This window comes from Streptomyces sp. ISL-99 (assembly GCF_018614005.1).
Taxonomy (GTDB): domain Bacteria; phylum Actinomycetota; class Actinomycetes; order Streptomycetales; family Streptomycetaceae; genus Streptomyces; species Streptomyces flavidovirens.
Window position 1 is genome coordinate 1 of the sequence record NZ_JAGGPC010000081.1, and the last position, 21,745, is coordinate 21,745.

16 protein-coding genes and 3 pseudogenes are annotated in these 21,745 nt (G+C 71.5%); 10 read left to right on the forward strand and 9 right to left on the reverse strand.

The window, feature by feature from the left end; all coding sequences use genetic code 11:
- Positions 1 to 163, forward strand: a pseudogene (locus J7E91_RS37130) (transglutaminase family protein); the annotation flags it as partial.
- A 237-nt stretch (positions 164 to 400) separates the two neighbouring features.
- On the opposite strand, the pseudogene J7E91_RS33330 reads toward J7E91_RS37130, so the two are convergent.
- Both J7E91_RS33330 and J7E91_RS33335 read right to left on the reverse strand, forming a co-directional pair.
- Positions 401 to 1,774 (reverse strand): annotated as a pseudogene (locus tag J7E91_RS33330) (ATP-binding protein); the annotation flags it as partial.
- A 165-nt stretch (positions 1,775 to 1,939) separates the two neighbouring features.
- Positions 1,940 to 4,012, reverse strand: a complete 2,073-nt coding sequence (locus J7E91_RS33335) for a bifunctional glycosyltransferase 87/phosphatase PAP2 family protein (protein WP_308377535.1) — start codon at positions 4,010 to 4,012, stop codon at positions 1,940 to 1,942.
- A gap of 345 nt (positions 4,013 to 4,357) precedes the next feature.
- Between J7E91_RS33335 and proP the strand changes: the two genes are divergently transcribed.
- On the forward strand, positions 4,358 to 5,782 hold the full coding sequence (gene proP, locus J7E91_RS33340) for a glycine betaine/L-proline transporter ProP (RefSeq protein ID WP_308377536.1): 1,425 nt from the start codon (positions 4,358 to 4,360) through the stop codon (positions 5,780 to 5,782).
- A gap of 225 nt (positions 5,783 to 6,007) precedes the next feature.
- Here proP and J7E91_RS33345 read toward each other — a convergent pair whose 3' ends face one another.
- A complete protein-coding gene (locus tag J7E91_RS33345) occupies positions 6,008 to 6,214 on the reverse strand; it encodes a DUF397 domain-containing protein (RefSeq protein WP_214910810.1) in 207 nt (68 codons plus the stop codon).
- Positions 6,215 to 6,901: 687 nt separating this feature from the next.
- A pseudogene (locus J7E91_RS33350) lies at positions 6,902 to 7,961 on the reverse strand (helix-turn-helix domain-containing protein).
- A gap of 249 nt (positions 7,962 to 8,210) precedes the next feature.
- On the opposite strand from J7E91_RS33350, the gene J7E91_RS33355 reads away from it, so the two are divergent.
- Positions 8,211 to 8,546 (forward strand): antibiotic biosynthesis monooxygenase, encoded by a 336-nt coding sequence (locus J7E91_RS33355; RefSeq protein WP_214910812.1) that lies wholly within the window; start codon positions 8,211 to 8,213, stop codon positions 8,544 to 8,546.
- Positions 8,547 to 8,559: 13 nt separating this feature from the next.
- Here J7E91_RS33355 and J7E91_RS33360 read toward each other — a convergent pair whose 3' ends face one another.
- Both J7E91_RS33360 and J7E91_RS33365 read right to left on the reverse strand, forming a co-directional pair.
- Entirely contained in the window at positions 8,560 to 8,976 is a 417-nt protein-coding gene (locus J7E91_RS33360; RefSeq protein WP_214910814.1) for a hypothetical protein, read from the reverse strand.
- Positions 8,976 to 9,617 (reverse strand): hypothetical protein, encoded by a 642-nt coding sequence (locus tag J7E91_RS33365; protein ID WP_214910816.1) that lies wholly within the window; start codon positions 9,615 to 9,617, stop codon positions 8,976 to 8,978. The genes J7E91_RS33360 and J7E91_RS33365 overlap by 1 nt, the downstream gene beginning before the upstream one ends.
- A 100-nt stretch (positions 9,618 to 9,717) precedes the next feature.
- Here J7E91_RS33365 and J7E91_RS33370 point away from each other — a divergent pair, with 100 nt between their 5' ends.
- Positions 9,718 to 10,194, forward strand: coding sequence for a GNAT family N-acetyltransferase (locus tag J7E91_RS33370; RefSeq protein ID WP_214910818.1), 477 nt, complete (start codon positions 9,718 to 9,720; stop codon positions 10,192 to 10,194).
- 22 nt (positions 10,195 to 10,216) lie between these two features.
- Here J7E91_RS33370 and J7E91_RS33375 read toward each other — a convergent pair whose 3' ends face one another.
- Positions 10,217 to 12,280, reverse strand: a complete 2,064-nt coding sequence (locus tag J7E91_RS33375) for an MDR family MFS transporter (RefSeq protein ID WP_214910820.1) — start codon at positions 12,278 to 12,280, stop codon at positions 10,217 to 10,219.
- Positions 12,281 to 12,426: 146 nt separating this feature from the next.
- Between J7E91_RS33375 and J7E91_RS33380 the strand changes: the two genes are divergently transcribed.
- Both J7E91_RS33380 and J7E91_RS33385 read left to right on the forward strand, forming a co-directional pair.
- Positions 12,427 to 13,437 carry a peptidoglycan-binding protein gene (locus J7E91_RS33380; RefSeq protein WP_214910822.1) on the forward strand — a complete coding sequence of 337 codons (1,011 nt, stop codon included), beginning with the start codon at positions 12,427 to 12,429 and terminating at the stop codon, positions 13,435 to 13,437.
- Positions 13,438 to 13,612: 175 nt separating this feature from the next.
- Positions 13,613 to 14,281, forward strand: a complete 669-nt coding sequence (locus J7E91_RS33385; RefSeq protein WP_214910824.1) for an HAD-IA family hydrolase — start codon at positions 13,613 to 13,615, stop codon at positions 14,279 to 14,281.
- A 34-nt stretch (positions 14,282 to 14,315) separates the two neighbouring features.
- Here the strand turns inward: J7E91_RS33385 and J7E91_RS33390 are convergent, their stop codons facing one another.
- Positions 14,316 to 14,897, reverse strand: coding sequence for a TMEM165/GDT1 family protein (locus J7E91_RS33390; protein ID WP_214910826.1), 582 nt, complete (start codon positions 14,895 to 14,897; stop codon positions 14,316 to 14,318).
- A 256-nt stretch (positions 14,898 to 15,153) separates the two neighbouring features.
- Complete coding sequence (locus J7E91_RS33395; RefSeq protein ID WP_214910828.1) at positions 15,154 to 15,987, reverse strand: ABC transporter permease; 834 nt, start codon at positions 15,985 to 15,987, stop codon at positions 15,154 to 15,156.
- A 209-nt stretch (positions 15,988 to 16,196) separates the two neighbouring features.
- Between J7E91_RS33395 and J7E91_RS33400 the strand changes: the two genes are divergently transcribed.
- The 4 genes from J7E91_RS33400 to J7E91_RS33415 all read left to right on the forward strand — a co-directional run bounded on the left by J7E91_RS33400 (position 16,197) and on the right by J7E91_RS33415 (position 21,722).
- The gene (locus tag J7E91_RS33400; protein ID WP_214910830.1) at positions 16,197 to 16,865 is read left to right on the forward strand and encodes an HNH endonuclease family protein; all 669 of its coding nucleotides are present in this window, start codon (positions 16,197 to 16,199) and stop codon (positions 16,863 to 16,865) included.
- Positions 16,866 to 16,942: 77 nt separating this feature from the next.
- On the forward strand, positions 16,943 to 18,688 hold the full coding sequence (locus J7E91_RS33405; protein WP_214910832.1) for an alkaline phosphatase D family protein: 1,746 nt from the start codon (positions 16,943 to 16,945) through the stop codon (positions 18,686 to 18,688).
- Between the two features lie 174 nt (positions 18,689 to 18,862).
- Positions 18,863 to 20,854 carry an FAD/NAD(P)-binding protein gene (locus J7E91_RS33410; protein WP_214910840.1) on the forward strand — a complete coding sequence of 664 codons (1,992 nt, stop codon included), beginning with the start codon at positions 18,863 to 18,865 and terminating at the stop codon, positions 20,852 to 20,854.
- Between the two features lie 214 nt (positions 20,855 to 21,068).
- On the forward strand, positions 21,069 to 21,722 hold the full coding sequence (locus J7E91_RS33415) for a DedA family protein (protein ID WP_214910834.1): 654 nt from the start codon (positions 21,069 to 21,071) through the stop codon (positions 21,720 to 21,722).
- The last annotated feature ends 23 nt before the right edge of the window (positions 21,723 to 21,745 follow it).

Sequence of the window (21,745 nt, forward strand, 5' to 3'; positions counted from 1 at the left end):
CCGGCTGGCGGGTCTGCTGCCGTTTCGCCGCGGCGGCGCGCGGGGGTGGGCGTCCGCCGTGTCCGGGCTGCTGGGGTCGCGGTGCGGGTTCGGGGGGACGCCGGGGGACTACCAGCGGCTGGAGTCCTCGCTGCTGCACGAGGTGCTGCGGCGGCGGCGCGGGCAGCGGCGGCAGAGCGGGCGCGGCGGCGGAGGCGGGAGCAGGGGCGGAGGCGGGCGCGCGGGTGGAGGCGGGCGCGGGTGCCTCCCGTACGGCCGTACGCGTCCGCACGGCCGGCACCGGAGTGGTACGCGGCTGCGCCGGGGCCGGCACCGGTCCGCGCTGCTGGGCCAGCAGTTGCGGCGGAAGCAGCACCACCACGCCGGTGCCGCCCCGTGAGGAGGGCCGGTAGTTCACGGAGATGCCGTACTTCGCGGCCAGGATCCCGACCACCGCGAGGCCGAGCCGGGTGCCCTGCAGGGTCGCCAGGTCGGTGGACCTGCCGGAGACGGCTTCCACGGCGCGGCGCATCGCGGCGTCGGCCATCCGCAGGCCGCTGTCCTCGATGGTGACCACGATGCCCGCGCTGCGCTCCTCCACGTACACGTGGACCTCGTCGATGGGCGGCGAGAAGTTGGCGGCGTTGTCCATCAGTTCGGCCAGCAGGTGCATGACGCCCTCCGCCGCGAACCCCGCGATCGCGACGGTGCTGGCGGAGTGCAGCCGCACCCTGCGGAAGTCGGCGATCCGGCCGACCGCGCCGCGCAGGATGCTCTCCATGACGATGGGCTTGTTCCACGCCCGGCTCGCCCGGCCGCCCATCAGAATGGCCAGGCGGTCGGTGAGCAGCCCGAGCTGCGAGGTGCTGTGGTCCAGCTTCAGCAGGTCGCTGAACACGTCGGCGCCGTGCCGGTCCTGCATCTCACGGAGGTCGGCCAGCATGCTGACGGCCCTGGCCTGCACCCGGCCCAGCGCCTTGGCGCTCGCGGCCTGTGCGGCGGACGCGCGCCGCTCGCTGACGCCGAGTTCCCGCACCATCTGCTCCAGCAGTGCGCGCAGCCGCGCCTCGGCGGGCATGTCGAGCCCGGCGAGGACCGTGTCGGCGGAGGCGCCCCGGCGCAGTGCCGCCACGGCGGCGGGCAGGGCGGTGGCCGTCAGACGGTCCAGTTCGTCCACGCCCCGGCGCATCTGCTGTACGGCGTCGTCGTGGGCGGCTTCCGCCGCCGCGGCGCGGCCGGCCGCCTCCCCCAGCTCGGTGGTGAAGACGCGCAGGAGGCTTTCCAGTTGGGGGTCGGCGGGGCGCTGGGCGGACGCCAGGGCGTCGAAGGCGTCCGAACCGTCACGCAGGCGCTGCACCATCTGGGGCAGCGTGATGTTCACCAGGTGCGCGATGTCCCCGGTGCTCCGGGATATTCGCAGGCGCAGTTCGGCCTGCTCGTCGTGGGCGGCGCGCCGCGCGGCGGCGAGCCGGTGGGCCAGTACCGCGGCGGTGACGACGAGCCCGACGACACACAGGCCGCCGGCGACGACCGTCCCGAGCACCCAGGAGTGCGCCGCGTCCGGGGCCAGCGCCACCGCGGTGCCCCCGGCGGCGGCGACGACGGTCAGGCCCGCCGCCGACAGGGTCCAGGGCGGGCGCCGCCCCGGTGCACGGCGCGGGCGGGCGGCGGCGGCAGCGGGCAATGTCATAGCACGGTCCCTCAGACGGTGTGCGGGGGGCTGACGGCAGCGGAAGTCGCCATGTGCTGGCGGACGGGGGAAGTTGACGATGATGTTCCGCTGGGCCTTGGCCATGGTAACCACCGAACGTCAGAAGGGAATCAGCATCTGCCCGTGACCGAGCGGACGCGGCACCGGCGGCTGCGCGAGCAGGGACGCACCGGCCGCGAGGATCTCAACGCCGTGCTGCGGGCCGGATGGTGAGCTGGGACTGTGGGCCGGGGTCGTACCGATGGGCACCTACTTCGGCGTACCGGAGCCGGATCCGGCTCTTCCCGCCGGGATCTCACTTCCTCCGCACCTATCGGCTCTGGGGCGTGACGGTTCACGTGGTGCCGCGTCCGGCGCGGGCTGAAGGAGCTCGCGGGGGCCTGCCAGGACGTACGTCAGGCCGAAGCCCGCCATGACCACCGCCGCCCCGCCGACCGCGTCGAGCACCCAGTGGTTGGCGGTGGCGACGATCGCGCACACCGTGAAGAACGGGTGGAGCAGGCCGAGCAGCTTCATCCACAGCTTCGGCGTGATCAGGAGCACCACCAGGCCGCACCACAGCGACCAGCCGAAGTGGAGTGAGGGCATCGCCGCGTACTGGTTGGTCAGGGCGGTCAGCGCGCCGTACTCGGGACTCGCCAGATCCTGCGGGCCGTGGATCGTGTCGACGTAACCGAGGCCCGGCATCAGGCGCGGCGGGGCCAGCGGATAGAGCCAGAAGCCGGCCAGCGCGAGCACGGTCGCGAAGCCGAGGGAGCTGCGGGCCCAGCGGTAGTCGGCGGGGCGGCGGACGTACAGCAGGCCGAGGATCGCCAGCGGTACGAGGAAGTGGAAGGAGGAGTAGTAGAAGTTGAAGAAGGCTTCAAGACCGTCCGTCTTCACCACCGCGTGGTTGATCCAGCGCTCGATGTCGATGTGCAGGAACTGCTCCACCGAGACGACCTGCCGGGCGTTCTCCTCCGCGGTGGCGCGCCCGCCCGTCGCGGCAGTGCGCACCTGCGAGTAGGCGGAGTAACCGGCGCGGATCAGCAGGAGTTCCAGGAGCAGGTTGGGGCGAGTGAGGACCCGGCGCCAGAACGGCAGCAGCGGCACCCGTCTCCAGCGGCCCGCGACCGGTCTCGCGTAGTCGGTGGGCAGGGGCTGGAGCCAGTACGGCGAGGTGCGCGACACGAACGGCACCGCGCAGGCCGCCGCGAGCGCCGCCACCAGCAGGATGTTGTCGCGGACCGGAATGAGCGGTCCGACGTTCGGCAGCAGCATCGTGCCCGGCAGCGTCATCACCAGGGTGACGGCCGCGGGCCACACCAGCCGGTCCGAGGCCCGCTTGCCGACCCGGCCGACCACCGCGAGCAGCACCCACAGCAGCTGGTGCTGCCAGGCCGTCGGCGACACGGCGACCGCGACGCAGCCGGTCAGGGCGACGGCGAGGAGCAACTGGCCGTCGCGGGCGTAACGGACGGCGCGCCGCAGTCCGAGTACGGCGACGGCCGCGCCCAGGAGCACGAAGAGCGCGATCTCCAGCGGGCCTTCGAGACCGAACCGGAGCAACGCGCCGTGCAGCGACTGGTTGGCGAGGCTGTCGGGTCGCGCGCCCAGCCCCGCGCCGGCCGCATGGTGCACCCAGTACGTCCACGAGTCCTGCGGCAGCGCGGCCCAGGCGAGCGCCGAACAGGCGGCGAACGTGGCACCCGTGGTGAGCGCGGCGCGTCTGCGGCCCGTCAGCCACAGCAGGGGCGCGAACAGCAGCACGGTGGGCTGAAGGGCGGCGGCGACGCCGATGAGGACGCCGGAACTGCGTTCCCCGCGCGCCTGAAAGCAGCCGAGGAGGACGAAGAGAACCGGGATGACGCTGGTCTGGCCGAGGTGGAGCGTATTGCGGACCGGCAGCGACAGCATCAGCAGGCTGATGGCGACGGGCGCGGCGAGCAGCGCGGTGCGCCGGGAGACCGGGCCCGGCAGGGCGCGGGCAACGACCATGCCCAGTACGGCGACGAGCAGCAGCGTCCCGAAGGTCCAGGCCACGCCGAGGCTCTGCTCGGCGGAGCGGGCCAGCGGCTTCAGGACGAGTCCGGCGAAGGGCGTACCGATGAAGCGGTCGGTGTCGTAGAGGGAGCCCGCCACGTGCAGTACGCCCCGGTCGCCGATCCAGGTCTCCAGGTCGGTCAGGCGCTCGCCCGGCGGCGTACGCAGCACCATCGCGATCTGCCGCGCGCCCAGTGCGGCCACGACGGCCCAGAGGACTATCCGCGCCGCTGCGACCCTGTTCCCGGCACCGATCGCCCCAACGGCGCCGCCCGGTACGCCCCGCTCCGCATTCGCCACGTCGCGCTGACCCTCCCCACCTGTCCCCGCACCCCACCTGCATGGTGCGTAGAGCCTCGCACTGCCCCGTACGGAAGACTCAGGCAACCCCCGCTTCGCCTGACTGTCATCCGGTTTTGTCCGGAAGACCTCGCTTCCCACGGTCCCCGTTCCACCGATGGGGCGCGAGATGGATCACAGGCGAGGGGGTCGCGGCGGACTCGGCGCGCGGCACGTTTGCCCAGCTTGCGGCTGGTCAGGTGGACGAGGAGCGATCAACTCCACACCGTCCGTAAAGACCGGTTAAGCGCCTATGGTCACGTTTGCCGTGTCGTCCATCCAGAGAAAGCGCAGGCGGGCAAATTCGTGCCGACCCCCATACCTGTTGACTCCCGTCCCGAGCCCGCCGACATCACCGTCACCGACCCCGCGATGGTCAGGCGGGCAGTGAAGGCCGCCGCTCTCGGCAACGCCATGGAGTGGTTCGACTTCGGCGTCTACAGCTACATCGCGGTCACGCTCGGGAAGGTGTTCTTCCCTTCCGGCGACCCCACCGCGCAGTTGCTGTCGACGTTCGGAGCGTTCGCCGCGGCCTTCCTGGTACGGCCCATCGGCGGAATGGTCTTCGGTCCGCTCGGCGACCGCGTCGGCCGCCAGAAGATCCTCGCCATCACCATGATCATGATGGCGGCGGGCACCTTCGCCATCGGCCTGATCCCCTCGTACGCGACCATCGGCATCTGGGCGCCGGCGCTCCTCTTCCTCGCCCGCCTGGTCCAGGGCTTCTCGACCGGCGGCGAGTACGGCGGCGCCTCCACCTTCATCGCGGAGTACGCCCCCGACAAGCGCCGCGGTTTCTTCGGCAGCTTCCTCGAATTCGGCACCCTCGCCGGTTACATCGGCGGCGCCGGCCTCGTCACTCTGATGACCGCCCTGCTCAGCGCCGACGACCTGGTCGCCTGGGGCTGGCGCGTCCCGTTCCTCATCGCGGGCCCCATGGGCATCATCGGCCTCTACCTGCGCCTGCGCCTCGAAGAGACCCCGGCCTTCGCCCAGTTGGAGAAGGAGGCGCGCGCGGACCAGGTGGCCCGTAGGAAGAGGGCCGGCCTGAAGGAGATGGTGGTCGGGCAGTGGCGGGCGATGCTCCTGTGCGTCGCCCTGGTGCTCGTCTTCAACGTCACCGACTACATGCTCCTCTCCTACATGCCCACGTACCTCACCGAGCAGCTGAAGTACGACGCGACGCACGGCCTGCTCGTCGTCCTCGGCGTGATGGCGCTGATGATGTGCGCGCAGCTCTTCATGGGCCGCCTCACCGACCGCGTCGGCCGCCGCCCGGTGATCGCCGCGGGCTGCGCCGGCTTCCTGGCCCTGTCCGTGCCCGCCCTGCTGCTGATCCGTCAGGGCTCGCTGCTCGCCATCGCGCTCGGCATGGGGGCACTCGGCCTGCTGCTGGTCTGCTTCACCTCGTCGATGCCGTCCGCGCTGCCCGCGCTCTTCCCGACCAGGGTGCGCTACGGCTCCCTGTCGATCGGCTTCAACATCTCGGTCTCGCTCTTCGGCGGCACGACCCCGCTGGTCGTCACCGCGCTGATCGGCGCGACCGGCAACATGATGATGCCCGCCTACTACATGATGGCCGCGGCCGTCGTCGGCGGCATCGCGGTCTTCTTCATGACGGAAAGCGCCCGCAGGCCCCTGCCGGGCTCACCGCCGTCGGTGTCGACGCAGGAGGAAGCCCGTGAACTGCGGGCTTCGTACGTGTCGCGAATTCCGTACCCGAAGCCGTGAGCTCTCCAGGGCCACACGCCCGAGCGAAGGACACTCAGCGGTTCAGGTGCCGATACTCGTCCAACATCCGCAGAGCGGACATCCGACGAGGCATCGAGCCCGCACAGCCGGTGGCCTGCTGGAGTGCCCACGCGTGCCAGCACCGCAGACACCAGAGAACTTGCGGACTTTCTGGGTCGGGCACAGCAGGGCTGCCGCAACGGGGGCACTCGTGCACGGCGACTCCTAGGCTGAGAGGTCGAACTCCCCGAGCTTGGCACCGCTCAGGAAGTCGGTCCACTCGTCGGCCGTGAACTCAACCGTCTGGCCGCTCACGGTGCTGCGGACAGCCACCTTGCCGACCACGTTCGTCGCGACCGCCACGCAGCGCGGATCGTTGTTGTTGTACCTGCAGGCGCTGGACGTGCGGAACTCGAAGTCAGCAACGGTCATGGTGCATCCCTTCATCGTGCCTACGGGGAGTCGGTCCCCGAACCGCCGTGCTCACTCGAACAGGTCGGCCGCCCGTCCCCGTCGGCGCTTGACGGCCGGTACGAGAAGTGCCACCTCCCGCGCGAAGCGGAAGTCTCTTCCGCGGGTGCCATGACGGCCCACAGACCGATCACGGCCCACAGGATCAGCCAGAGCATCACGGCCGCGAACTTCATGCGGGTACGTCCGCCAGCGGATTGGACGCGCTGGGCTCTGTGCGCCAGTAGGTCTCTGTGTGGAGCTTGAACAACCGATGCCCCGGGGCTCGTCCCGAACGCTCCAGCGTCCAAAGCTGAGGCCGCTTACCGTCATTGTCGTGAGGTCCTGAGCGCTCGTGGCACGTCATGCACTCCATCTCAAAAATGGCAACCGGCGCGCCTTCCTCGTCATGCAGTCCGTCGCTTTTGACGGATCGAACTCTGGGCGTCGCGGGTCGGCTGCCTCGTCGAACTGCCGCTCCAGAGAGGCGCAGACGTCACATCCCGGCTCCGGCTTCGGCCGTAACGCACGGATCGGGTCCGAGAGATGGACCGGCTTGCCCATCGTCGTCTCATAGGTCATGCGTATCGCCTCCGCCAAGTGGTGTGCGGAAAGCGTCCCGCCGATCGGCAGAGAGCTACAGGGACGTAACGGCCTACTTACAGCGCGTTAGTTGGCGATTCCGAGGAACTCAGCGAGCTTGCGCAGCCCTGGAGGCCGGGAAGGCCCTTCCCATAGATCCGCAACGATGGCGACGGCCAGTGTGTGATGCCGCATCCATGCAGGCGCGACGCGCTTCAGCTTCTCCAGCTGCTTCACCGCGTTCTCCGCCTCGCCTACGTCGGTGTAGGCACGGGCGACGTCCAACAGCAGCCACGTTCGCCACGACGGGGGCGTGTCCTTCGCCAGGCGCATCCCCCTGGCGCTTGCTAAGGCGAACAGCCGCTTTCTCAGCGGTTCGCATCATCTCGTCCGCACGGTCGTAGTCGTCACGCCTGGCGTAACTAGTGGCGGCTGACATGAGCAAGCCGCCCCATACCCGGACGCCCTCCGCGGTCTTCGTGTGCTGCTCACGCTCAACTCCGTCAGCGGCGTACACAGCGAGATTCGTCGCGTCATCCAGCCGGTTCTGACGCTGATAAGCCCACGCGACGGAGTTGGAGATCATCGGCGCCAGCAAGGGGTCGGACGAGGCATCGGCAGCCGCTATGGCGCGCTCCAGGCTGGAGAGCGCCAAGTCAGTTTTGCCCATTCGGATGGCTAGATGCCCACCAAGCTGAAGCGACTTACCCAAAGCGGCTTGCCCAGCGGCTCGCTCGTCGTCAGCCCCGACAGAGGCAGTCAGGCGCGCATCCGCGATAATCCCCGGCAACAGCTCCATCAGGCGCCCGAACTCAGCGCCGTGGTACAGCGTCCACGCAGCCGAGATCTCCGCACGAAGCAGCGGAAGGGAGAGCCGTTCAACGCCCGTCGGTTCCGGCGGAGGTGCGAAGAGCGGCGGCATGATGGCACGGCGCACCGCAACGAGCTGCGGCGGCTCCGCTTCCCCCGTCGACGGTACGCCGGGAGGATCGCCCAACAGCGTCGTCAGCTCAATGCCCAGCCCCTGCGCCAAGCCGTGCAACGTGGGCAGGCGAGCCGATGACTTCCTATGCTGCTCCAGCTTGCGGATCACGTCGACGGACACGCCGGCTCGCTCGGACAGCTCCTCTTGCGTCAGGTCGGCCATACGCCGGAGACGTCCCAGCTTGTCGCCCAGATGCTCGCTCACCCACCCGACGGTACGACGGGAGGCCACCGCACGACCACAAAAGTGCCAGCCTCTCGCCGTGGCGAGCGCCTCTCACTCGGTTCGTTGGTCCTGCGGGGATGACTGAGAGTCGTCCTCGCGCTGCTTCGGCTGCCTGATGTAAGAGACTGCTCGCACGTGGTGCAGGTTAGGGGTCCACAACGGGCCCCGTTTCGTGAGAGGTGTCATGTGCCCAGTGTTGTAAAGATCAATGTGCTGACTGTGCCGGCCGAGCAGCGTGAGGTCCTGGAGAAGCGGTTCTCGGCGCGGGCCGGGTCCGTGGAGAACTCCGACGGGTTCGAGTGGTTCGAGCTGCTGCGGCCCGTCGAGGGGACCGACCAGTACCTCGTCTACACCCGGTGGGCCGACGAGGCGTCGTTCCAGGCCTGGATGGAGGGGCCGATGAAGGCCGCGCACCAGGGTCCTGGCGCGGGTGAAGGCGGCGAGCGTCCCAAGCCCGCCGCCTCCGGCTCCACGCTGTGGTCGTTCGAGGTGGTCCAGCAGGCCGGTCCGAAGAACGCCTGACAGCCGGGCCTCCTCACATCCGCAGCAGGCGCTCCGTCGCCTCGCGGTACGTGCGCAGGGCGACCCGCAGTTCCTCCGTCTCGGCCTCGCGGTTCTTGCCCGACCAGGCCGAGCGGAGAGTGCCGCGCCGTTCGGCCATGGCATCGGTCAGGCAGCGGGCCGCCTCCTCGAAGACGCTGTCGGCCTCTTCGACCGCGCGCCGGGGGCCGTCCACGAAGGTGTTGACGGCCTGTTGGAGGCGCATGGCCAGCTTGTCGCGTTCGCCCTGCGGGATGAGCCGGGCCTCGGCGGAGGTGCTCGCGGGGGTGGCCTCCGGGTTCGGTAGCGGGCCGGGGCCGGCCGCCGTCTGCGGGGTGCCTCGTTCGGGGACCGCGAGCGGCGGCGGTTGCTGCTGCTGGGTCCTGGTTTCCGGATCGGCGTCGTACGTCATTACGCGCCACTCCCCTTCGGGTGGTGCCCCTTGCCCAGCGACCACGGGGCGTGCGAACGGCCGTGGCGGTCGTCGGTGTGCTGCGGGCGGTGCCTGCCGCTGTCCGCCGGCTTGGCGGTGACCAGCGTCTCGAACAGCTCACGCGCGTCGAGCATGGCCTCGCGCATCTGCTCCGTACTGCTTTCGGTGTGCGCCGCGCGGTGGACCCTGCGATAACCCTCCACCTGCTGCGGGTGGTGCACCGAAAGCGCGGAGACCTGCTCGTCGTACTGCCCGTCGGCCGGGAAACCGCGGTCGGCCGCGATCCGCGCCACCAGCCGGTCCGCCTCGGCGACGGCGTGCTGTGGGGAGTCGACGAACTGCTCCTGGATGGCCGCCCAGCGGGCGACGTACTGCTCACGCGTCTCGGGGGTCAGCGGACGCAGTTGGAGCGACCCGTGACGCTTGACGCGCTCGTCGAGCTCGCGCTCAGCCGCTTTGGTGTCGCCGTCGTGGCGGGCGACGACCCTGTCGTACTCGGGACCGAACCGCCTCTTCAGCCCGCGCCCGCCACCGCGCCGGCCCGGTCCGGCGACGAGGAACACGGCGACGAGAAGAATGACGACCACCGCTATCAGGGCGATGATCCAGACTGTGGACATGGCTGCCTTCCCGGTTCTCGGTCTGTCAACGGCTTGTCACGCTGCGGGTTGCCAGTAATCCGTTGGCCAAACGGCCGGGCGTTCCGGTACAGACGTGACCATGACCTGGAACGTGACCCCCGAGCGCTACGACACCCCCGAGTCGACGGCCCTGCGCCGCGACTACTACGACGAGGTGGCCGGCCGTTACTGGGGGCGCCCCGCGACGGCGCGGGAGATCGACGAGGGGCTCACCGACGACGGCGCCGAACGCCTCGTGCCGCCCACGGGCGAGTTCCTCGTCGGCCGGTACGACGGCACGGCCGCCGCCTGCGCGGGCCTGCGCGTGATGGCCCCGGACACCGCCGAGCTGACGCGCGTGTACGTACGCCCGGCCTTCCGCGGCACCGGAGGCGGCGCGCTGCTGCTGGCCGCGACGGAGACGGCGGCCCGCCAACTCGGCGTCAAGCGCGTCCGGCTGGACACCCGCAGCGACCTGGTGGAGGCCCGCGCGCTGTACGCGAGGCACGGGTACGTCGAGGTCCCGGCGTTCAATCGGGGCCCGTACGCCGAGCACTGGTTCGCCAAGTCGCTCTGAGGTGACCGAGCTTCACAGAGCCTCACAGGTGGTGGTCGGGTATGGGCCGCCGGGTGTCCGGGCGGTCCTCGTCGGAGCCGCTCAGCTCGGCGCTCAACTCCTCGACCAGCTTGATCAGATCGGTCGGCCGGTCCGGCCCCCACCAGTCGCCGAGCAGCTCGGCCAGGGACTCCTCGCGGGCCTTGGCGAGCTTCGCCGCGACCGCCGTTCCCTTCTCCGTCAGCACGAGTCGCAGGCCCTCGCGCCGGGCGAGCCCGCGCTCCTCCACCTGCCGGGACGCCTCGGTGATGACCCGCAGCGGTACGGGCGTCACGTCGGCGAGGAAGGCGGGTTCGACAAAGCCCGCGCGCTTGATGCGCAGCAGCAGCCAACTGGCCGCGGGCAGCAGGTCGTAGCCCGCCTTCGCGGTGATCTGTTCGTAGACCCTGCGCCGCCCCTCCCGCGTGGCGAGCACCGACAGGGCCCGGACGCATTCGTCGTACGAGGAACGCTCGACCGGGTTGGACGCCAGCGTCTGGCCCGCGTCGGGCGCCGTCACCGACCTGCGCAGCTTGTCCTCCCTGAGGAACCAGGCGATCACGAAGGCGATGAGCACGACGGGCGAGGCGTAGAGGAAGACGTCGGTGATGGACGTGGAGTACGCGTGCAGGACGGAGGGGCGCAGTCCGGGCGGCAGCAGGGCGATGTCCCGCGGGTCGGCGGCGACCTGCTCGGGGCCGATGCCGGGCGGCAGCCGCTGCCCGGCGAGGGCGTTGTCGAGTTTGTCGATCAGCCGGTTGGCGAAGATGGTGCCGAAGACCGCGACGCCGAAGGACGCGCCGATGGAGCGGAAGAAGGTCGCGCCGGAGGTGGCGACGCCGAGGTCCTCGTACCGGACGGCGTTCTGCGCGACGAGCACCAGGACCTGCATGACCAGGCCGAGTCCGGCGCCGAAGACGAAGAAGAACGCGCTCATCTCCCAGGCGCCGGTGGTCTCGGTGAGCTGGTGCAGGAGAAGCAGACCCAGGGCGGTGATGCCCGTACCGGCGATCGGGAAGACCTTCCAGCGGCCCGTACGGCTGACGATCTGGCCGGACGCGGTCGAGGTGAGCAGCATGCCGAGCACCATGGGCAGCATGTGCACGCCGGACATGGTGGGGCTGACGTCCTGGACGACCTGGATGAACGTCGGCAGATAGGTCATCGCGCCGAACATCGCGAAGCCGACGACGAAGCTGATGACGGCGACGAGCGTGAACGTCCTGAGCTTGAAGAGCTTCAGCGGCAGGACCGGCTCGGCGGCTTTGCGCTCCACGCGGACGAACCACACGAGCAGTACGGCGCCGAGGACAGCGAGCCCGATGATCTGCGCCGAGCCCCAGGCCCAGGTGGTGCCGCCGAGGGACGCGACGAGGACGAGGCAGACGGCGACCGACGCGATGAGGGCGGTGCCTAGGTAGTCGATGGTGTGGCGGGAGGGGCGGACCGGGATGTGCAGTACGGCGGCGATCACGAGGAGGGCGACGACGCCGACGGGAAGGTTGATGTAGAAGACCCAGCGCCAGCTCAGGTGCTCGGTGAACAGGCCGCCGAGGAGCGGTCCGAGGACGCTCGTGGCGCCGAAGACCGCGCCGAACAGGCCCTGGTACCTGCCCCGTTCGCGCGGCGGCACGAGGTCGCCGACGATCGCCATGGACAGCACCATCAGGCCGCCTCCGCCCAGCCCCTGGACCGCGCGGAAGCCGATGAGCTGCGACATGTCCTGCGCGACGCCGCACAGCGCGGAGCCGATCAGGAAGATGACGATCGCGGCCTGGAAGAGCTTTTTGCGGCCGTACTGGTCACCGAGTTTGCCCCAAAGGGGGGTGGCCGCGGTGGCGGCGAGCATGTACGCCGTCACGACCCACGACAGGTGTTCCATGCCGCCGAGTTCGCTGACGATCGTCGGCAGGGCGGTCGAGACGATGGTCTGGTCGAGCGCGGCGAGCAGCATGCCGAGCAGCAGCGCTCCGATGGCTACAAGAATGGTCCGTCGGCTGTCGCCCGGGCCTGTGCCGGGGCCGGCTACCGGGGCCGCGGCGGGGGCGCCGCTCGGTTGCTGGGCCATGGACTACTCCTCGGGTCCCCTGGGAGTCGTGCACCCTTCCATCCTGATCGTTGTGGGCCGATATGGCCTGCCGAGCCCGGGGACCCCGCTGGGCATCCCATCGACCGGTCTGCATAATCGCTGGCAGTTCGAGGGAGGGGACCACGATGAGCGGACACATATGTCCCGAGTGCGGTACGGACCGGGGTGCCGCGTCCGAGGACGGCAGACCCGGCTGCGGGTGCGCGGAGCGGGCGGCGGAGGATTTCCACCCGCTGCGGATACGCCCGTACGTGACGCTTCACGGGCCGCAAGCGCACGAGCGCGCCGTCCCTCCCTACCCGGCCCATGACGCTTCCGCGGCGATGACAATGCCACTCGGGGTGCTGAGCGGGCCGGAGGACGACGCGACCACCTCCACGGCGCAGTCCGCGTACCTCGACGGCACAGGCACGGATGGGGCGGCCGACGCGGGAGCCGCCGACGACCTGTACGAATTCGGCTCCCGGCCGGGGCGTTCCCCGCGTCGCCGGGAGCAGCGCACGGGGCCGGCGCTGTGGCTCGCGGTGGGTGCGGCCGTCGTCGCGGTGGTGGGCGTCGCGGCGTTCACCGGCGGGCTGTTCTCCGGAAGCGAGGAGCGGGAGTTCGCGCTGCCGGACATGCCGACCAGCGCACCGGCACCGAGCGACGCCCCCGAGGCGTCCGCAGCGGAGGCGTCCGCGACGAAAGCTTCGGCGTCCGGCGCCGCTTCCCGTTCTCCTGGCCCCTCGGCGTCGGTCTCCGCGGCGTCGGCCTCCGCGTCGGGACCCGTCGCCGAGGCCGACTCGGCCGCGCGGTCCGCAGACGCGTCCGCGGGCGCGCTTCCCGGCTCGGAGCCGATTACGGCGGCTTCCTCGACGGCGCCGTCCACAGCGCCGTCGGCCGACGCGGTGCAGCAGTCGCCGGAGCCCGCCGGCGCCGTGCTGAGCAAGGGCGACCGGGGGCCCGAGGTGGCGGAACTGCAGGACAGGCTGGCGCAGGCCCAGTTCTACAACGGCCCCGGTCACGGTCAGTTCAACGACCGGGTCGAGCAGGCCGTGCGCGATTACCAGGCGTCCCACGGCATCCAGGGCGACCCCGAGGGCACGTACGGCCCCCACACGCGTCGCGCGCTGGAGGCGGAGACGCGGGAGCCCTGAGACGGGCCCGGACCGAGGCGGACGCGGGCCGAGGCGCGAGAGGCACGGCGAGGCGGCGGGGTGGCGCTACGTCTCTTTGTTTTGTATCGTGATGGAACAAAGTGGCCTCCGCTCGTTTTCCCTGACCGGCGGGCGGGGCCGCTTGTCTTTTTCCTCCGCGCTCTGGAGTACGTCGATGCCAGCCACCACCACCACCGTTCTGAACGCCAACGCGCTTCTCCTGGACATGGACGGCACGCTGGTCAATTCCGACGCGATAGTGGAGCGCGTCTGGCGCCGCTGGGCCGAGGCCCACGGCCTGGACCCGGAGGAGGCCCTCAAGGTCGTGCACGGCCGCCAGGGGTACGCCACCATGGCCGTACTCCTCCCGGACCGTCCCGTCGAGCAGAACCACGCCGACAACCGCGAACTCCTCGCCCAGGAGACCGCCGACGTCGACGGCGTCGTACCGGTCCCCGGCGCCCCCGCCTTCATGGCCGCGCTGGCCGGTCTCCCGCACGCCCTGGTCACCTCGGCCGACGAGGCACTGGCCCAGGCCCGTATGACGGCGGCCGGGCTCCCGATGCCCGTCACGCGCGTCACCGCCGAGCTGGTGGGCGCGAGCAAGCCGGACCCCGAGGGCTTTCTGAAGGGCGCGGCGGAACTCGGCCACGCCCCGGCCGACTGCATCGTGTTCGAGGACTCGGAAGCCGGCATCACAGCGGGCAGGGCGGCGGGCATGCGCGTGGTGGGCGTGGGACCGCGCGCGGCCGTCCACAGCCCGACGGTGCACGTGAACGACCTCACGCAGGTACGGATCGAGGCCCTGCCCGACGGCACGATCCGGCTGCACATCACCGCCTGAGGCCCCGCCCGCACGGGGCCTCAGGGGCCGGCCGTCAGCCGGCGACGGCCTCGTACAGGCTGAACGCCGCCAGCGACAGCATCAGCGCCGCCGCCACCTTCGTGATCAGGCTCAGGGGTACGTACTTCATCAGCGTGCGGCCGCCCGCGATGCCGATGGCCGCGACCGCCCACAGCGCCAGCACCGCGCCGATGCCCACGGACACCGGGTTGTCGTAGCGGGCCGCCAGGGTGGCCGTCATGATCTGCGTGAGGTCGCCGAACTCCGCGACCAGGATGAGCATGAAGCCCGCGCCCGAGACCTTCCAGAAGGACTGGTCGGCGGGGGTCTTGACCTCTTCCTCGTGGTCGTCCTTCTTGAAGAGCAGCACGAGCGCGCCCGCGAGGAAGAGAACGCCCACGACCGCCTGCACCAGCCGGTGCGGCAGCAGGGTCAGTACGCTGCCCGCCGCGATGGCGAGGGCCACGTGCACGGCGAAGGCGGCCGCAACGCCCGCGAAGACGTACGACGCGCGGTAGCGGGTGCCGAGCACGAGGCCGGCCAGGGCGGTCTTGTCGGGGAGTTCGGCGAGAAAGACGGTGCCGAAGGTGATCGCCATGACGGTGAAACTGATCATGGGGGCTGGGTTCCTCAATCGGTCGGGCTGCCCGCACCGAGAGAAACCTGCGTGAATCAGGGGTCGCTTCGGCACGGCAGCGTCGTAAAAGACAACAACACTGCGGCCGAAGGTCTCGCTGGCGGGCCGGCATCCTGCTGGATTCCTGTCCGCCTCCGGGCGCCGGCTGAGGCGTGCTCAGCAGTATGTCGACGGTCCGGCGAAGAGCTACTCCCCTTCTGCTCCGAACAGGGTACGCGACCGGCCCCGGCCCCGGTCAGGGCCCTTGGTCCCCCGGCTCCTCCGCCGCTTCCGCGTCCTCCCGGTGCAGCCGCCCCCGCGCCACCAGTTCCAGCACCGCCGCGACCGCGACCGCCTGCACCGCCAGCAGCGCGACCAGGACGAACAGCTGCACCACCCCGGCGAGCAGCGGCGACGCGCCGCCCAGCAGCATGCCGACGAAGGCGCCCGGCAGCGTGACCAGGCCCACGGTCCTGGTCTGGTCGAGGCCGGGCAGCAGCGCGTCGGAGGCGGCAGGGCGGGCGATCTCCAGCCTGGCGTCGCGGTCCATGAGGCCGAGCGCCATGCCCGCCTCCACCTCGCCGCGCCGCACCGCGAGCTCGTCGAGCGCGCGGCGCCCGCCCAGCACGGTCGCGGTGAGCGCGCCGCCGATGAGGATGCCGGTGACGGGGACGAGCGCGATGCCGTCGGCCGGTACGAGCCCGGTGAGCAGCAGCGCGGCGACGACGGGGAAGACACCGGCGGCGATCGGCAGGGCGGCCCACCACCAGGTGGCGTTGGGGGTGACGCGGCGTCCGGCGGTGCGTACAGCGACGGCGTACATCAGGGCGAGGAAGGCGAGCAGCAGCCATCCGGAGCGTACGACCCAGCCGATCAGGAGCGACACGGCGGCGAGCTGGACGGCCGCCCGCAGGCCGGCGGTGGCGACGGAGCGGGCCCGGCGGCGGGATCCGTCGTCGGAGAGGCGGGCGCAGGCGACGACGGTCACCGCGACCACGAGCAGCACGGCGAGTACCGCTCCGAGAGTGAGGTTGACGGGCAGCAGGACCTGGGCGTCGGCGGCGAGAGGTGTCGCTGGCGGGGCGGGCACCGCTCAACTCTAGGGCGGTGGAGGGGCCGTGTCGGTACGTCAAACCCCTTGATGTGACGTGCTCATGTCGTCACGCTGTTACCTGGCGCCCATCCCCCGGCAATCTGGCGCCGCCACGATGGCCGGGCCCGGCGACGGGCAGTCCCAGCTCACATCCGTCCTCCGTCCGGACCCGGTCCCGGCCAGCCCCCCACATCAAGGGAGTTCGCATGTCAGGTGTCTACGCGCGTCGAGCATCGCGTCGAGCAGTCCGCCGCATAGCCGTCCTCACCGCGTCCGCCGCCCTCACCGGCACGAGCATCCTGCTCACCGCCCCCACCGCCCAGGCGTCCCCGCCCACCCCCGTGAGCGCCGCCACCGCCCGCACGTACCTCGGCCAGCTGACCGAACGGGCCGAGGGCTCGTCCACCGGCTACAGCCGCGACAAGTTCCCGCACTGGATCACCCAGTCGGGCGCCTGCAACACCCGCGAGGTCGTCCTCAAGCGCGACGGTACGAACGTCCAGCAGGACTCCAGCTGCGCGGCGGTCAGCGGCAGTTGGTACTCCGAGTACGACGGCGCCACCTGGACGGCCGCCTCCGATCTCGACATCGACCACGTCGTGGCGCTCGCCGAGGCCTGGCGCTCCGGCGCGAGCGGCTGGACGACCGCCCAGCGGCAGTCCTTCGCCAACGACCTGTCGCGCCCGCAGCTCATCGCCGTCACCGACAACGTCAACCAGGCCAAGAGCGACCTGGACCCGGCGGAATGGCTCCCGCCGCGCACCGCCTACCGCTGCGTGTACGCCCGGATGTGGGTGCACGTGAAGCACGACTGGAACCTGACCGTGGACTCCGCCGAGAAGAGCGCGCTCCAGGGCGTGCTCAACAACTGCTGAACAACTGAGACGGCCAGGAACCTCCCCGCCCCCCTCCGTCGTTCCGTACCGTACGGGGCGACTGAGGAGGACGACTTATGGCCGGGCTTCGGCTGGGACCACTGCTGCGGCACGTCGACCGCGAGACCGGTGACGCCGCGACCGTGTGGGTCGAGACGGACCGGCCGTGCACGGCGGAGGTGCGGTGCGACGACGGCGCGGGCGGGACGGGTGGCGCGGGCGGTTCGTCCCGTACGTTCCAGATCGCCGGGCACCACTACGCGCTGGTCACGGTGACCGGCCTGCGCCCCGGCTCGGAGACGGCGTACGAGGTGCTGCTCGACGGGCGGCGGGTGTGGCCCCTGGAAGACTCCCGCTTCCCGCCGAGCACGATCCGTACACCCGCCACGGCCACCGACGAGGTGCGCGTCTCCTTCGGTTCCTGCCGGTGGGCGGCGCCCGCCGAGGGCGAGAAGGACCCCGTGGGCCCGGACGCCCTGGACACGCTCGCCGCGAGCCTCGCGGCGGACCCGGCGGCGATACGCCCCGACGTACTGCTCCTGCTCGGCGACCAGGTGTACGCCGACGAGATCTCACAGGCCACGCGGAGCTGGCTGGCCGCGCGGCGCGACCTGCGCGAGCCTTCCCCAAGCTCTCGGCTTCGCTCGAGCAGGGGACGCCCCATTGGCGCGGAGGTCGCGGACTACGAGGAGTACACCCGCCTGTACTACGAGTCCTGGCTCGACCCGGACGTGCGCTGGCTCCTGTCCACCGTCCCCAGCTGCATGATCTTCGACGACCACGACGTGATAGACGACTGGAACACCAGCGCGTCGTGGCTCGCGGAGATGCGCGCCACACCGTGGTGGCGGGAGCGGGTCCTCAGCGGCTTGATGTCGTACTGGGTCTACCAGCACCTGGGCAATCTCTCGCCGGCCGAGCTCGCGGACGACAAGCTCTACGCGGCCGTACGGGCGGTCCCGGACGGCACGGACAGCCTGCGCGAGTTCGCGGCGTGGGCCGACGCCGACCCGGCCCGCGTGCGCTGGAGCTACCGGCGCGACTTCGGCCGGGTGCGGCTGCTGATGGTCGACACGCGGGCGGCCCGCGTCCTGGACGAGGACCGGCGCGCGATGCTCGACGACGCCGAGGCATGGTGGCTGCGCGACCAGGCGCTGGAGGGCCCCGGCTCGTACGACCACCTGCTGATCGGGACCTCGCTGCCCTGGCTGCTGCCGCCGCTCATCCACGACGCGGAGGGCTGGAACGCGGCGCTGTGCCGGGGCGAGCGGGGCGGGCGCGGCGGGCGCTGGGCGCGCTTCGGCGAGGATCTGCGCCGGAGATCGGACCTGGAGCACTGGGCGGCGTTCCCGGCGTCCTTCGAGCAGCTGACGGATCTGATCGCGGAGGCGGGTTCGGGCCCCGCGGCGCCGGCGACGGTGTGCGTACTGTCCGGCGATGTGCACCACGCGTACGTCGCCGAACCGCACTGGCGCGGCGCGGCCGGCCCGGCGGCGCGGGTGCTCCAGCTCACCTGCTCCCCCGTGCACAACAGCATTCCCGCCTCGATCCGGCTCGGCTTCCGCTTCGGCTGGAGCAGGACGGGACGGCGCCTCGGCCGCTTCCTGGCGCGGCACGGGCGGGTGGCGGAGCCGCGCATCGGCTGGCGGCAGACCTCGGGCCCGTGGTTCGGCAACCAGCTGATGACACTGACACTGCGGGGCCGGTCGGCGGTACTGCGACTGGACCAGGCGCGGGCGAGGAGGGGTGGGGGCGCGGGGCTGGTGACCGTACTGGAGAGGGAACTGACGGACCTGGATCCGGACCACGCGGCGCGGCCATGACCGAGCCGTACGACCTCGTCCACGGCCGCATCCGCGGCCACGTCGGCGGCCCCCATTGAGCCGCGTCTCGGGCCGCTCCTTGAGCCACTCCGGCGGCCGCCCCGTGATCCTTCCCACAGCAGGGGAGATCCTGCGCGACAGGGCTACGACTTCCCGCACTCCACCGGCATGATGATGCGGACCCTCCGCCTCCAGCGCCCCCGCACCACGCTCGCCCCGGGAGTCACCGCTTTGTCCGCAGTGCACCAAGCCCTCGCTGTCGTGGGCGCCGGCCCCCGTGGCACCAGTGTGCTCGAACGGCTCTGTGCCTCCGTGCCCGCGCTGGCCCCGGACGTCAGGCTGACGGTGCATGTCGTCGACCCCGCGCCGCCGGGGGCGGGCCAGGTCTGGCGTACCGGACAGCCCGCCGAGCTGCTGATGAACACGGTCGCCTCGCAGGTCACGCTCTTCACCGACGCGAGCGTCGGCTGCGAGGGCCCGATACGCCCGGGGCCGAGCCTGTACGAGTGGGCGGCCTCCCAGGGCGCCGAGTCGCTCGGCGGCGACTCCCTCGGCGGCAGGCCCGCGCTCGGCCCCGACGACTACCCGACCCGCGCCTGCTACGGCCGCTACCTGGAGTGGGTGTTCCGCCAGGTGGTGCACGGCGCGCCGGATTCGGTCACCGTACGCGTGCACGCGGCGCGGGCCGTAAGCCTCCAGGACGCCCCCGGCGGCCCCGGCTCCCCCCAGACGCTCACCCTCGACAACGGCGAGACGCTCACCGGCCTCAGCGCGGTCGTCCTCGCCCAGGGCCACCTGCCGGCGCATCCGGACCGGTCCCAGTCGCACCTCGCCGCGTACGCCGCCCACCACGGCCTGCGCCACCTTCCCCCGGCGAACCCCGCCGACCTCGACCTGTCCGCCCTCGCACCCGGCGAACCGGTCCTGCTGCGCGGCCTCGGCCTCAACTTCTTCGACCACATGGCGCTGCTGACCGCCGGGCGCGGCGGAACGTTCACCCGCGCCCCCGGCGGCGGCCTCGTCTACCACCCGTCGGGCCGCGAGCCGCGCCTGTACGCGGGGTCGCGGCGCGGCGTACCGCACCAGGCGCGCGGCGACAACGCGAAGGGCCCGTACGGCAGGCACGAGCCGCTGCTCCTCACCCCGCGCGTGATCGCGGCCTTCCGCGCCCGCGCGGACGCGGGGAATCCGCCCGACTTCCTGGCCGAGATATGGCCGCTGGTCGCGAAGGAGGTGGAGACGGTCTATTACGAGACGTTGCTGGGCGCCGCCGCCCAAGGCACCGGCTTTCGGGGGTGTTTCCTCGCCGCCGCGCACCGCAGTGCCCAGGAGGCGGACGTGCTGGGCGAGTTCGGCGTACCGCACGAGGAACGCTGGTGCTGGGAGCTGACCGCCCGCCCGTACACCGGACACACCTTCCGCGACCCCGCGGACCACCGCGCCTGGCTCCTGCGCCACCTGCGGCGGGACGCGGCGCACGCGGCGCTGGGCAATGTGGCGGGCCCGCGCAAGGCCGCCCTCGACGTACTGCGCGACCTGCGCAACGAACTGCGGCAGATCGTGGACCACGGCGGCCTGCCGGGCGCGTCCCGCCGCGACCACCTCGACCGCTGGTACACGCCGCTGAACGCCTTTCTCTCGATCGGCCCGCCACGCAGGAGGATCGAGGAGATGACGGCGCTGATCGAGGCGGGCGTACTGGATGTGATCGGCCCGCGCATGACGGTGGGAACGGCGGACGGCGCCTTCGTCGCCTCGTCCCCCGACATAGCGGGGTCCGAGGTCACGGCCACGACCCTCATCGAGGCCCGGCTGCCGGAGCCCGATCTGCGGCGTACGTCGGACGAACTCCTCGCACGGCTCCTGAAGACCGGCCAGTGCCGTCCGCACACGGTCGACGGGTACGAAACGGGCGGCCTCGACGTCACCCCCCGCCCGTACCGCCTGATAGACAGTCAGGGGCGGGCGCACCCACGCCGGTTCGCGTTCGGAGTGCCCACGGAAGGTGTGCACTGGGTGACAGCGGCGGGCGCCAGGCCGGGCGTCGACTCGGTGACGCTGACGGACGCGGACGCGGTGGCGCGCGCGGCGCTGCGGGCGGCGGTGACGGTACGTACGACCGTGGTCCTCAGCTCCCCGCCGGCGAACCGGACGACAACGACCTGAGCCGGCGGCGCCCGCCGCATCGCCCCTTTCCGCGGCCGTATCGCCCGTCGTATTCCCGGGCCTGTTCCCGGCAACCGGTGGAACGTGACATGTCCAACATCGCCCCACCCCTGACGATCTCCGCCGATATCGCAGGCGTACGCTGTATGGCTGTACTGCCGCCCCTGCCGCTCCCCTGCGACGTCGCGGCGTTGTTACGAACCGGGGAGTCACGTTGTTCGAAAGTGTGGGGGCGCTGACCGGCAGCCCATGGATCTACGCGGTGGTCGCGGTCTTCGTGGTCATGGACGTTTTCCTGCCGGTCCTTCCCAGCGGAGTCCTGGTGATCACGGCGGCCACCGCCGCCGCGGCGGGCACCACCACCGCCGCCGGAGCCGCCGGCCAGGTGGCACACCAGGTGCCCGACCTCCTCCTGCTGATGGCGTGCGCGACGACCGCGTCCGTACTGGGCGACTTCGTGGCGTACCGGCTGGCCTGGCGCGGCGGTGACCGCCTCGACCGGGCCATCGCCCGCTCCCGCCGCCTGACCACCGCGCAGGAACGTCTCGGCGCGGCGCTCAGCCGAGGCGGCGGCATCCTCGTCGTCATCGCCCGCTTCGCCCCCGCCGGCCGCTCCGTCGTCTCCCTGGGCGCAGGAGCCGCGCACCGCAAGGTGAAGGAGTTCCTGCCCTGGTCTGCCCTGGCGGGCATGGCGTGGGCGGGCTACAGCGTGGGGCTCGGCTACTTCGGCGGCCAGTGGCTGGGCGCGACGTGGCTGGGCGCGGCGGTCTCGCTGCTGGCGCTGTTCGCGGCGGGCTCGCTGGCGGCCCTGTTCGTACGCCGCCCGGTACCGGCTGCGGCGGCGGCAGAGGCAGCCGCGGCGCTCTAGCTGTACTGACCCGTGAGGTTGGG

What these genes read in the sequence shown, in the direction of transcription:
- J7E91_RS33410 (WP_214910840.1), top strand. Translation starts at nt 18,863, where the DNA reads ATGCGGACCCTCCGCCTCCAGCGCCCCCGCACCACGCTCGCCCCGGGA.
- J7E91_RS33380 (WP_214910822.1), top strand. Translation starts at nt 12,427, where the DNA reads ATGAGCGGACACATATGTCCCGAGTGCGGTACGGACCGGGGTGCCGCG.
- J7E91_RS33405 (WP_214910832.1), top strand. Translation starts at nt 16,943, where the DNA reads ATGGCCGGGCTTCGGCTGGGACCACTGCTGCGGCACGTCGACCGCGAG.
- J7E91_RS33390 (WP_214910826.1), bottom strand. Translation starts at nt 14,897, where the DNA reads ATGATCAGTTTCACCGTCATGGCGATCACCTTCGGCACCGTCTTTCTC.
- J7E91_RS33375 (WP_214910820.1), bottom strand. Translation starts at nt 12,280, where the DNA reads ATGGCCCAGCAACCGAGCGGCGCCCCCGCCGCGGCCCCGGTAGCCGGC.
- J7E91_RS33360 (WP_214910814.1), bottom strand. Translation starts at nt 8,976, where the DNA reads ATGACGTACGACGCCGATCCGGAAACCAGGACCCAGCAGCAGCAACCG.
- J7E91_RS33385 (WP_214910824.1), top strand. Translation starts at nt 13,613, where the DNA reads ATGCCAGCCACCACCACCACCGTTCTGAACGCCAACGCGCTTCTCCTG.
- J7E91_RS33345 (WP_214910810.1), bottom strand. Translation starts at nt 6,214, where the DNA reads ATGACCGTTGCTGACTTCGAGTTCCGCACGTCCAGCGCCTGCAGGTAC.
- J7E91_RS33400 (WP_214910830.1), top strand. Translation starts at nt 16,197, where the DNA reads ATGTCAGGTGTCTACGCGCGTCGAGCATCGCGTCGAGCAGTCCGCCGC.
- J7E91_RS33370 (WP_214910818.1), top strand. Translation starts at nt 9,718, where the DNA reads ATGACCTGGAACGTGACCCCCGAGCGCTACGACACCCCCGAGTCGACG.
- J7E91_RS33365 (WP_214910816.1), bottom strand. Translation starts at nt 9,617, where the DNA reads ATGTCCACAGTCTGGATCATCGCCCTGATAGCGGTGGTCGTCATTCTT.